Here is a 10297-nt window from a genome sequence, read left to right on the forward strand (position 1 = left end):
TTGTATATTTTTTGTGTATAAAATCAGCGGTTACATTCACTTTTTTAACTTGTTATGGTTAAAAAATTACCTATTTAACTGTTTACTTACCAATATGTTGAATTATTAATGGACTGTTAGGTGAGTCGTTAGGTTCTTATTTAGAACAAACGCCATTGCTTTTCCATTTTTTGCTGCAGAGTTAACTAAAGGGGTGTCAAACTGTTCAATGTCACCTGCAACTATAACAGCACTACAATTTCCCATCTCAAGCGCTTTTACTAATAGGTTATGTTTACTTTGATGCTCTGACGCCTTAAGTAATAACACCTTATTAATATCAATACCGGCATTCTTTAGGAGTGACTTATCAATTAATGCATCGTAACCAACAAACATAATCCAACGGTTTTCGCTATTTGCTTTCTTTAGTAGACGTAAAAAATAAGCCAACTGGGTTTGCTGTTCAGCACTGTAACTGACTTCAATCGTTTGACCTACAGCTTCAGATAAAGAAGTTGAATGTGCTGTAAATGTAGACTTGTAAACTTGCGAAGCAGTAATAGATGGGTGGTAGTTCATTAGTGCTTTCCTCGACCAGTGGTTATATATACATACTGTATGTGTATACAGTAGTTTTATTCGATTACTGTTGCAAGTACTTTTTGTATTTTTTTCTGTTCTTATTTGTCTTAACTTTCAGGCTGAACGATAGTTGATGTCTTTATATGATCTTGATATTTAATGATTTTATTTGCTTTTAAAACTGCCTTAAAGATAAGAGGGAAGTTTTTAAAATGTAATTAGACAGTGTTGCGTGCTAAAAAATTGAGCGTTATCACACCTGCTATACAGGTGTTTATACAGGTGTTTATACAGGTGTTTATACAGGTGTTTATACAGGTGTTTATACAGGTGAGTCTTACTGTATAGAATTTATACATAAAATTTGTAAAACGTAACGGATTTATAATTTCTGTGATTACGAATGTGCTATTCTTTTGTTACTGATGAGTCACTTTTTTGCTATGTGTTGTTTTCTTAAATGTAAGCTAGGATAGTGAATATGGATAAAACGGATTTTCTTAATTATTTAAAGCACGAATATCAACAATATTGTGTGATCCCAAGTATTGAATATCAAAAGAAGCGCGAGAAAAGAGAATTCATTAATGGCTTAATGAAAGGCTCTCGCTTTTTTGGTGTGAGTTTTGATGATTTAGAAGAAATAGTGCAAAGCCAATCATCACTATGTTTTGATAGCCTTGAAGAAATGTTAGAGATCCCAACCTACATTCGTATGCGCTAATGATTATTCGTTTAATGATGTAAAAAGGGCACAAAAAAGCGCCTAGGTGTCTAGACGCTTAAGTAGTCGGTATTTTCTGCTTATACGCAGTAGGCTACAACGGCTTTTTCGTACGTAAACCCAGCTTCATTTTCAACCCAGCACTCAATGCAACTGCCTTCAAGATCATCTGCTGAGTTGTAATCTTCAACAATACCAAACTTTCCATTTGTTAAGGCAACAACAATATCCATATCATCCTCACTATTTATAAATACTTGCCTTGTTAAATCTTTTTTATCAATTTGTAATAGGGTGGTCAATCAATGAGTTTGTTTATATTGATATTGTTGGCAATATCATCGCAGCTTTTGAAAGATAGTGTGATCTATCTTCAACGAAGGCTTTCGAAAATAGCAATTCCGCCACACAGTAAACATAAGATCAGTGCACCGTAACGAATTTTCTCTTTCGGCAATGACTGTGTTGTTTTAAAAGCTAACCAGTAACCTAGCCATGCGCTTGGAATTAAAGGGAGCGTAAGCCATAACTCTTTTAGTGATAAGAATCCTGCTGGTATCTGAGCCGTTAGCGAAATAATAGAGCTGAACACAAAGAAAGCGGAAAGGTTCCCGCGTAATTGGTTGGCTTCTTGGTGTTGCAACAATATCGCCATAGGCGGACCACCAATGGCAGAACTGGTACCAAATAATCCTGAGAAAAATCCCGCAATCACCATGCGTCTAGGCGTTGGTTCAATGCGATAGGGCATAATACTCACAAATACTGCAAGCAGTACCAGTATGCCGATCCACAATGAAAGCGTATGTGCTGAAACATAAACTAATAAACATGCACCTGCAATTGAGCCTGGGATACGACCAAAAATAGCCATTTTTAGCCCACCAATTTCAATGTTGCTTCGATGTTTAAGCGCATTGAGTAATGAAATAAAGAGGGCGATAAGACAAATAGGCGCTGGTACATATTCAGGCGCATACACAATCAGAATTGGCGCAGACACAATCGCAAGTCCAAAGCCAATAGCGGTTTGTACGTAAGAGCCAACAAAAATCGCAACGATGGCAAGCAAGGTGGTAGGTTCGATATTCATTTTATCTATGATGTGTCGTAAAGATAGAAGTATGTACTTGTCTGTACAGGTAATGATTCAAATTAATACTAATGATGTACAAAGTAAATCAGAACATAAACATCTAGCTTTGCGGTTATTAAATATAAACCTTATGTTACAAAACAATCATATCTCAGTTTTTATTACTGATAGAATGCGCAACAGTAAATAAGAAATAGGTTTATCAATCATGAACATCTGCAAAAAAAGCATCGTATCGCATGTAGTCACATTAGCGATGGGGAGTGTGAGTTTAACGTTTTCTGCCCTAAGCGTTGCCAATACCAATATTGATAGTGCGATTAAACAAGCAGAGCAACAACTAGGCGCGAAAGTTGGTGTTTCTGTTTTAAATGGGAAAGGCGATGCGCTGTATGGCTATAACAGTGATCAACGTTTTCCATTAATGAGCACATTTAAAACCTTAGCCTGTGCGAAATTACTTCATGATAATCAAATTACCAAAGGCATGATGGATAAGACTTATCCTGTAGCGGCTGAAGCGATTTTGGATTACGCGCCTATATTTAAAGATAAGATCGGCACAGAGGTTTCACTGAAAGAAGCGTGTTTTGACACTATGACAACCAGTGATAACTCAGCTGCTAATTTTGTATTGGCACAGATTGGTGGTGCGGCAGGGGTGACGAAATTTCTGATTGATAACGGTGACAACGTAACGAGATTGGATCGTATTGAGCCGCTATTAAACGAAGCAGCGCCGGGTGATAAACGCGATACCACAACACCGTATGCTATGAATGAGACAATCACGAAACTTGTTTTAGGTGATGCACTCAATCCTGCTTCTAAAGCGCAATTAACACAATGGATGAAAGCGAACAAAGTCTCGAATGGCTTATTCCGCTCCGTATTGCCACAAGGGTGGGAAATCGCTGACCGTTCAGGTGCTGGTGGTTATGGCTCTCGCGGGATCACAGCGGTGGTTTGGAATGAGCAAAAGCAACCATTAGTGATCAGTGTTTACTTAACAGGTACTCAAGCGACTATCCCTGAGCGAGACAAAGCAATCGCGAAAATTGGTCGTGCTATTTTCCAGCAATATGAGAAATAATAATAAAGTCATACAGTCGTGTACTGTATGATTTCAATTGATAGTTTGAACTAGCTAGCATGATTTTGCTGTTATTGTTGATAAAGATAACAATGAAAATATGATGTAAGCTTTTTCAAATGAATAAAGCAAAGGCACATAATGAAAACAAAAGGGTTTACTCTCATTGAACTGGTTATCATTATCGTCATCGTTGGCGTGATCAGTGCCTTTGTTGCGCCTAAATTTTTAGGATTAACAAGAGATGCTCGGATTGCTTTGCTGAAGGGCGTTAAATCGTCATTGATCACTGCAAGTGACTTTGTTCATACCCGTGCCACAGTATTAGGTGTTGAAAATGATCCTAATAAATCGAAAATTGATGCCGGTGATGTACAAATCGAAGTAGTAATGGGATATCCAACGGCGTATTGGATGGGAAGTACCCGTTATTTATTAACCCTTAATGATGTTGCTTATACCAAAGGTCGCAATACTAAATGTAAAGCAGAATGGTGTGGCTTAGGGAATCAGCGTACGATCCCAAGTGGAGACATTGCAAAACTTCCTAGTGGCAGTGATACACCAAAAGTAGCAAAGATTTTTCCTCGTGGTTTTAGTTATAACGATCAATGTGGCGTGTATTTTGTTAATTACTATGATGGCAAACCACCTGTTGTGGGTATAGAAGACCAAGATTGCTAATTTAAATTATTATGCTTGTTATAAGCATAAGTAATAGGGTTGTTTCATTTAATCGTCGTAATATGACGAATTAAAATCACTTGTTAATAGTAAGGATAATGACTCACATTTGGTTACATTTTTAGCTCTATTCTCATCTGGTTTCTATTTCGTATTAACCAATCTATAAATGTTATTTTGTTATGATCCCTGACTTAATTCTTCAGTGGTGTCTACATGTATCGTTCAGTAATAACAAATAAGTGGCAAAAGCAAATTGTTATTTATTTGTTGGTATTTATATCTACATTAATAAGTCTATTTTTAACCCGGTTCTTTTCAATAGAGCATGAATCATTTTCAATCATGTCTATTGCAAACGCTGTGATGGTGGTTGTTTTTATCTTTTTCAATTGGCGTATTGTTTACGCTGTTAGTTTAAGTGTGTTTACTTATTACTATTTCTTTATTGGAAAAGAAATTGATGTCGCTTTTGCATCAGCCATATTTATGACCGTATTCCCATTCTTGTTTTCTCAATTGTTTATCTACTTGTATCAGCAATATGAGAATAAGAATTTCAGTGCTGTGATTGGTAATTATTTTGTGATTATTGGCTTATTACTGCCGCTATCCACTTACGTTACAGCAATGACGGTAAGCTTTTTTGCTGGCTCAGAGCCATTAGCGCTGAATTTTATGGCTTACTCAATCTTAGGTGGCATGCTCACTCAGTTATCGTTTACACCAACGGTGCTAGTGCTGTTCCTGTTGGCATTCACAAAGCTTGGTTATAAGTCGAAGTACCTTGAATTTAGTGAAGAGATTCGACAATCAAAGAATAACTCACCGAGTCATTTAATCTGGTTGTCGACTTTCATTATTATTACCGTTATCGCTATTTCGTTCCAAAATGCATTAGTGATTTATTCACTTTGTTTTGTCTTACTGATCTTAATTATCTTTGGTTTTGGTCGCTTTGGTCTGGTTCAACCGCTGTTGATGGCGACGATTGTCACTTTGGTGATGCTGACTGAAAGTCTTAATCGGGTAAATACTTTACGAACACTGGATGAGCAGTTTTATGGCTTATTAGTTGTGCTGGCTGTAATGCTCACACTATGCTACGCCATTGCTGGCGCTGTGATTAAGAACTTTGAACTATTACGTCAACAAATCAAGTTAGAGCGTATTGATCCTTATACTGATTTATTTAATGTAAAACAGTTGGAAGAAGATTTAAGCCAATATAAAAAAGCGGTGATTGTCTATCTAGATTTGCTTCCTACCATGTCTAAATTGACGGATTTGGGTTATCAAGGTAAAGCACAATTAATCTTTCAGTTAAATAATTACCTAACGATTAAGAACAAAAATGTGTTTCGTTGCTACAGGCCACCATTTTCAATTGGTATTCTGGGCTTTGCGATCTCTGATGAAAATATCGATACCAAATTGAATGTATTGGTATCACAACTTAAAAAGTTTCAGTTCTACTGGGGTGATACATCTGTTAGCTTAGTTTCGCCTACATTGCATTGTGTAAAGATCACTAAAGATGATGATATTTCAGCGATCGTGTCGCAGTTATGTGGTCAACCTGCAATGCCGAACAGCAGCATCAATTGGGTAGAGCAAGAGTCTCAATTAGTACGCAAAGTAGATATGCTGGAGTACATTCAAAATGTATTTAAAAACAACCTGTTTGAGCTTAACTGTCAGCCATATTTAAAACTTAAGGGCGATAAAGAAAGTGCCCATAGCTTTGAAGTGTTACTACGTATCAACCCTGCAGAGGGGATGGCGCAAGTTGTAACACCTGCGGAGTTTTTCCCGATGATCAATTTGTTTGAGCTGGAATCGGAGTTAGATCGCTGGGTGGTGAAACATACTTTCAAATTGTTGAATGAGCATATTAGTGATTGGGATAAAATTGAGAAATGTGCCATTAACTTAACGGCTAAATCGTTATCATCGCCAACGTTAGCACAAGATATTCTTAAGCTGGCTGATAAGTATGAGATCCCGTTGAAACGGATCTGTTTTGAGATCACTGAATCATCGGCCTTACAATCAGAAGAGCAGGCGATTGACACGATCCAAGTGTTACGTCGTGCTGGTTGTAAGATTGCATTGGATGACTTTGGTACAGGCTATGCGAGTTTCTCTTATTTACGTCGATTACCATTAGATATCTTAAAAATTGATGGTGAATTTATTCGTGATTTACCTGTTAGTGAAACCGATCGTTTGATTGTGGAATCATTAAGTAATGTAGCGAAAGACATAGGTTTAGAAACCGTAGCTGAATTTGTTGAAACTGATCAACATATTAACTTAGTGAGATCGCATGATATTACTTATGCGCAAGGTTATGGTGTTGCCAAACCAAGACCATTGAAAGCGTTTTTAATTGAAATCATGAACAAATAGTCTTAAAAGCCATAGTGATTGCTATGGCTTTTTCGTATATGTATCACAATGACTTAAACTGGCTATGTTCGGTTATTGATAATAGGTAAGGTGAGGCGTTTATGGATTTATTTGCAGAACAAGGCGAATGGATAAGCATCAATAATGGTTTGATCTATTGGCATCCTCACTTTCTGAGCTTGCAGCAAGCAGAGCATTATTATCAGCAGCTTAATAACGAGTTAGATTGGCGGCAAGAGCGCATTAAGGTGTTTGGTAAATCGGTACTTCAACCAAGATTACAAACCTGGTTAGGTGATGCTGCTTATACCTATTCAGGGCTAACCATGCACCCACAGCCTTGGACTGCATCGTTATCAGCATTAAAAGCCCAATGTGAGCAAGTAGCTCAAACATCGTTTAACTCTGTACTTGGCAACTTGTACCGTGACGGTGAAGATTATATGGGGTGGCATCAAGATAACGAACCAGAGTTAGGTCATCAGCCTGTTATTGCCTCATTAAGCTTTGGTGCGACACGACAATTTGTGTTTAAACATAAAGCAACCAAAGAGAAAATAGCCTTTCAATTAACGCCGGGATCATTGCTTATTATGGCAGGGGATACTCAGCAGTATTGGCAACATGCACTACCAAAAACTAAACGTGTTAATGAGCCACGAATAAATCTGACCTTTCGTTTTATTAACCCGTAATTAAAAGTGTGATCACATTTTAGAGAGGCAATTATCATCAGATCAAACGACTTTGATAACTCTTTCTAATTATTAGATTATTACAATTAGCATCTTCGCCTTATCAAGATACGCTTTTAACGATAAGGGAGGAGATATGTATTTTTTCAATTTAAAAGCCTTGTTGCTTGATTTAAAGCACAATAATGTCACTGAGCGGGAATCAGCGTTGTATTTTGTGATTCCGGCTATGATTATGATGGGTTATTCGTACTATTCACCACAGCGTGATGGGTTAGAATCACTCGCTGATAACGTAATTTTTCTCATTAACTTTATTATTTTATTTATCGTGAATGGCGGAAATAACGGTAATAATTTTTTAATTAAATACTTTTCGTTAAATTGGGTTGTAGGTTGGCGAGTTGCAGTTTTTTATTTAATTCCATTTGCGTTGGTATTTTTTGGTCTTATGTATTTTGTTTTTCCCGATTTTTTAAAACATGATACTTACGGTTTATTATTATTTAGTATTACCTTTGAAGTGTTTTATCTGTTTTTTATGATCAAAGCATTTAGAGCAACGTTACAAACAACGAGTCCTGCTTATAGCTAATAAAGCAGTTGAAAAAAGAGTTAGCTTGAAGGCTAACTCTTTTAATTGGGTATAAGGATTATTCGTAACGCTTAGCTAAGATACGATCGATACGATTGTGCTCTAAGCTAAGTACATGGAACTCCCAACCTTGCCAGCGAATCGTGTCATCGAGCTTAGGTAAGTCATCTAATAGCCATACCAACATACCGCTAAGGGTGTGATAACCGCCATCTTCTTCATCGGGCAGTTTGTTTACTTCCAATAAGTCTTTAAACACCGTGATAGGCATCATGCCATCAAGGTTCCAACTACCGTCAGGGTTTTGCTCTGACCATACGTCTTTAGGATCTTCTGGGGTGAATTTACCCGCTAAAGCTTCAAGCACATCTTGTGAAGTAACAATACCTTGAATATCACCGTATTCGTCAACCACAAACGCAAAGTTATGACCTGAACTTTGGAAGAGCTCCAGCAGCTTTGTTCCCGTCCAGTTTTCAGGCACATATACTGGTGGTGTCACGTAATCTAATATTGATTGTGGATTTTCTTGCGTATTGTTTTGAATAAACTGTAACAGTTGCTTAGCGTTTAATGTGCCTTTTACATCACTAAAGCCGTTATTACCGACAGGTAAACAGTGATGATTCGTCGACAATAACTTTTGTTGGTAACTCTCAGGTGCGTGGTTGAGATCTAAATAGGTGATCTCATTACGTGGTGTCATTAGTGATGAAACTTTACGATCATCAAAGTTGAACACATTTCGCATCATGTTATGTTCATGCTGGTGGATAACACCGGATTGTGAACCTTCAGCAATAACAGCGCGAATATCATCTTCCGTCAGTGCAGAGTTATCATCTTTGCCTCTACCCATAAGGCGTAATAGTAAATCGGTTGAGTTAGCTAATAGCCAAACGAAAGGGCGAGAGATAAACGCAATAATTGCAATTGGGCGAGCGAAGAATACCGCAATGCCTTCAGCGTTCACTTGACCTAAACGTTTAGGGACAAGTTCACCAATCACAATCGAAACATAGGTTAGAACAATAACAGCAAGTGCAGATGCACTGAATGCGGCTGTTTTTGCTGGCACACCAAAGTCAATTAGCCAGCTAGAAATAGGGCCTGCTAATGCCGCCTCACCAATGACACCGTTCATAATACCAATCACGGTGATCCCAATTTGCATCGTTGAAAGAAACTGGGTTGGGGATTCGCCCAGCTCGATGGCTTTTTGTGCAGAGATATTCCCTTCATCTGCTAAGCGTTGTAAACGGTTCTTCTTTGCAGTGACCAAAGCGATTTCAGACATGGCAAACAAACCATTAATAATGATCAAACAGACCAAAATAATGATACTCATTAAATTCTCCTAGGTACCTTGAGCATATCTATGAAGGTGGGAATAAAGACTTGTATACCCAAGTCACTTCAAGTTACTAGGTTCAGCGAGAATATCTTGGTTTGTAGGCAAGGAGATGATTTGAAGATCTAGTGGTTCTAAATCAGAAATTATCGACAACGCATACAAGCCAAGAGAACTCGACGCTGTGACAACGTTCTGAATCCTGTAACTTGAAGTCACTTGGGTATATACCCGACATGCGAATAGCAGAGTGCTTATTCACTCTTGTTAGTGATTATATCTATAGTCTACCGATAAAAGTTAATGATAAATGAACCTAAATCTAAGATTGGTAAGAATAGGTGATCATTATTGTTAGTTAATACAAGGTGATTTAATGATTTTTGACAATAAATGTATTTCATATGTTGTGAAATGGTAATTTAGCTGAAACAGAAAAAGCTTGTGTAAGGTGGAAATTTGCCGCTAATGAGTTGAACTTGTTGATTTCAGTACGGTCTACGTTGAAGTTTCTTGGTGACAGTGTATAAAGAATACCGCAAAGCAGAATACATGAGGGTATGAGCGTGAAGAAAATCCAACTTGGTCTTGTTGCAGTGACAACAGCATTATTACTGACAGGTTGTGGCGAAGCAAAAATTACAGGCACACCACTTAAGAATGTGGACTCGATTGCCGTAACGTCTGCAGAAGATATTGATGTGTTCTGTCCAACAGGTATCTGTACCTTTGAATTAACCGCATCTAAACCAACCACTGCAACCATCACTATGCATTATGACTACACAAAACTTTTCACCAAAATTGAAGGTGTTGATGTGATTGGCGAAGGTGGTAAAAACGCAAAAGTGATTGATGACGATCAGTTTAAAGTTGATATTAGTGACGCGAACAAACCAGTAAAAATTCAAGTAATTGATTACTACCGTAATTAATACAATTGTGATTGAAATGAAGAAGCAGCATGAATGGCTGCTTTTTTTATCTCTGTTGTCAATTCATTGCAGCTAAAACCGCTTAGGTTGATGTCATTAAGATGTTACGAGTAATTCGTATTACTGCTGTTATTTATATAAATTGCCA

11 protein-coding genes are annotated in these 10297 nt (G+C 37.5%); 7 read left to right on the plus strand and 4 right to left on the minus strand.

Going from position 1 to position 10297, the window contains the following annotated elements; translation table 11 throughout:
• Nucleotides 1-105 precede the first annotated feature (105 nt).
• Complete coding sequence (locus E5A76_RS04815; RefSeq protein ID WP_053989676.1) at nucleotides 106-561, minus strand: SulA-like leucine-rich domain-containing protein; 456 nt, start codon at nucleotides 559-561, stop codon at nucleotides 106-108.
• Nucleotides 562-1045: 484 nt separating this feature from the next.
• On the opposite strand from E5A76_RS04815, the gene E5A76_RS04820 reads away from it, so the two are divergent.
• Nucleotides 1046-1288 (plus strand): hypothetical protein, encoded by a 243-nt coding sequence (locus tag E5A76_RS04820; protein ID WP_161118251.1) that lies wholly within the window; start codon nucleotides 1046-1048, stop codon nucleotides 1286-1288.
• Nucleotides 1289-1368: 80 nt separating this feature from the next.
• On the opposite strand, the gene E5A76_RS20360 is transcribed toward E5A76_RS04820, so the two are convergent.
• Nucleotides 1369-1521: a hypothetical protein gene (locus tag E5A76_RS20360; RefSeq protein ID WP_164488069.1), complete on the minus strand. Its 153-nt coding sequence runs from the start codon at nucleotides 1519-1521 to the stop codon at nucleotides 1369-1371.
• Between the two features lie 140 nt (nucleotides 1522-1661).
• Complete coding sequence (locus E5A76_RS04825; RefSeq protein ID WP_107166598.1) at nucleotides 1662-2381, minus strand: sulfite exporter TauE/SafE family protein; 720 nt, start codon at nucleotides 2379-2381, stop codon at nucleotides 1662-1664.
• Nucleotides 2382-2592: 211 nt separating this feature from the next.
• Between E5A76_RS04825 and bla the strand changes: the two genes are divergently transcribed.
• The 5 genes from bla (at nucleotide 2593) to E5A76_RS04850 (ending at nucleotide 7863) form a co-directional block, all read left to right on the plus strand.
• Nucleotides 2593-3477, plus strand: a complete 885-nt coding sequence (gene bla, locus E5A76_RS04830; RefSeq protein ID WP_161118252.1) for a class A beta-lactamase — start codon at nucleotides 2593-2595, stop codon at nucleotides 3475-3477.
• Between the two features lie 141 nt (nucleotides 3478-3618).
• The gene (locus E5A76_RS04835) at nucleotides 3619-4161 is read left to right on the plus strand and encodes a prepilin-type N-terminal cleavage/methylation domain-containing protein (protein ID WP_161118253.1); all 543 of its coding nucleotides are present in this window, start codon (nucleotides 3619-3621) and stop codon (nucleotides 4159-4161) included.
• Nucleotides 4162-4506: 345 nt separating this feature from the next.
• On the plus strand, nucleotides 4507-6573 hold the full coding sequence (locus E5A76_RS04840; RefSeq protein WP_161118254.1) for a sensor domain-containing phosphodiesterase: 2067 nt from the start codon (nucleotides 4507-4509) through the stop codon (nucleotides 6571-6573).
• Between the two features lie 101 nt (nucleotides 6574-6674).
• Complete coding sequence (locus E5A76_RS04845) at nucleotides 6675-7268, plus strand: alpha-ketoglutarate-dependent dioxygenase AlkB family protein (RefSeq protein ID WP_161118255.1); 594 nt, start codon at nucleotides 6675-6677, stop codon at nucleotides 7266-7268.
• A 136-nt stretch (nucleotides 7269-7404) separates the two neighbouring features.
• Nucleotides 7405-7863 carry a hypothetical protein gene (locus E5A76_RS04850; RefSeq protein WP_008987120.1) on the plus strand — a complete coding sequence of 153 codons (459 nt, stop codon included), beginning with the start codon at nucleotides 7405-7407 and terminating at the stop codon, nucleotides 7861-7863.
• 58 nt (nucleotides 7864-7921) lie between these two features.
• On the opposite strand, the gene E5A76_RS04855 is transcribed toward E5A76_RS04850, so the two are convergent.
• A complete protein-coding gene (locus E5A76_RS04855; protein ID WP_161118256.1) occupies nucleotides 7922-9211 on the minus strand; it encodes a hemolysin family protein in 1290 nt (429 codons plus the stop codon).
• Between the two features lie 563 nt (nucleotides 9212-9774).
• Here E5A76_RS04855 and E5A76_RS04860 point away from each other — a divergent pair.
• On the plus strand, nucleotides 9775-10149 hold the full coding sequence (locus E5A76_RS04860; protein ID WP_187695555.1) for a spore gernimation protein: 375 nt from the start codon (nucleotides 9775-9777) through the stop codon (nucleotides 10147-10149).
• The last annotated feature ends 148 nt before the right edge of the window (nucleotides 10150-10297 follow it).

This window comes from Photobacterium lucens, from assembly GCF_009873615.1.
Taxonomy (GTDB): Bacteria; Pseudomonadota; Gammaproteobacteria; order Enterobacterales; family Vibrionaceae; genus Photobacterium; species Photobacterium lucens.

What these genes read in the sequence shown, in the direction of transcription:
- E5A76_RS04860 (WP_187695555.1), top strand. Translation starts at nt 9,775, where the DNA reads ATGAGCGTGAAGAAAATCCAACTTGGTCTTGTTGCAGTGACAACAGCA.
- E5A76_RS04835 (WP_161118253.1), top strand. Translation starts at nt 3,619, where the DNA reads ATGAAAACAAAAGGGTTTACTCTCATTGAACTGGTTATCATTATCGTC.
- E5A76_RS04815 (WP_053989676.1), bottom strand. Translation starts at nt 561, where the DNA reads ATGAACTACCACCCATCTATTACTGCTTCGCAAGTTTACAAGTCTACA.
- E5A76_RS04825 (WP_107166598.1), bottom strand. Translation starts at nt 2,381, where the DNA reads ATGAATATCGAACCTACCACCTTGCTTGCCATCGTTGCGATTTTTGTT.
- E5A76_RS04855 (WP_161118256.1), bottom strand. Translation starts at nt 9,211, where the DNA reads ATGAGTATCATTATTTTGGTCTGTTTGATCATTATTAATGGTTTGTTT.
- E5A76_RS04850 (WP_008987120.1), top strand. Translation starts at nt 7,405, where the DNA reads ATGTATTTTTTCAATTTAAAAGCCTTGTTGCTTGATTTAAAGCACAAT.
- E5A76_RS04840 (WP_161118254.1), top strand. Translation starts at nt 4,507, where the DNA reads ATGTCTATTGCAAACGCTGTGATGGTGGTTGTTTTTATCTTTTTCAAT.
- bla (WP_161118252.1), top strand. Translation starts at nt 2,593, where the DNA reads ATGAACATCTGCAAAAAAAGCATCGTATCGCATGTAGTCACATTAGCG.
- E5A76_RS04820 (WP_161118251.1), top strand. Translation starts at nt 1,046, where the DNA reads ATGGATAAAACGGATTTTCTTAATTATTTAAAGCACGAATATCAACAA.
- E5A76_RS04845 (WP_161118255.1), top strand. Translation starts at nt 6,675, where the DNA reads ATGGATTTATTTGCAGAACAAGGCGAATGGATAAGCATCAATAATGGT.
- E5A76_RS20360 (WP_164488069.1), bottom strand. Translation starts at nt 1,521, where the DNA reads ATGGATATTGTTGTTGCCTTAACAAATGGAAAGTTTGGTATTGTTGAA.